This is a genomic window from Vibrio sp. 1402, from assembly GCF_033340275.1.
Map to the genome: position 1 here is coordinate 1 of NZ_JAWOWE010000590.1, position 547 is coordinate 547.

1 protein-coding gene is annotated in these 547 nt (G+C 46.8%); it reads left to right on the forward strand.

The window, feature by feature from the left end; translation table 11 throughout:
* On the forward strand, positions 1 to 547 hold a 547-nt coding region (locus R7044_RS27410; protein ID WP_225456251.1), incomplete at both ends, for an MFS transporter.

The following is a 547-nucleotide window of genomic DNA, read 5'->3' on the forward strand; positions in this document are numbered from 1 at the left end:
TGGCAAGGCGCACTTCAAGCATTCGCTGTACTGTGTAGCTTTATGGTGATATTTGCATTGTTCATGAGAACTGCGAAGCCACAAGCAAGTAACCCTGCAAATGTTCAGGAAGACACACAAACCCTAAAAGAAGCATTAAAAGAAGCTTTCTCTCACAGAGGTTATTGGCTGATTCATGCAGGTTTCTTTGTGTGCGGCTTTCACGTGATGTTCATTGCAACTCACTTACCAAGTTATCTGGCAGATAAAGATTTACCAGCCTCAACCGCCGCAATGGCACTGGCGTATGTTGGCATCTTCAACATTTTTGGTTCGTACTTCTGGGGTGTTATGGCGGACCGCTTCAATAAACGCCATGTTATGTCTGCGCTGTATTTAATCCGCACGGTGGTAATTGGGGCTTTTGTGACTCTACCTGTCACCGAGCACACCGCAGTCATCTTTGGTGGTGCAATCGGCTTCTGTTGGTTAGGCACCGTGCCTCTCACATCTGGATTAGTCCGCCAGATTTTTGGGGCTCGTTACCTATCAACACTTTATGGCTTGG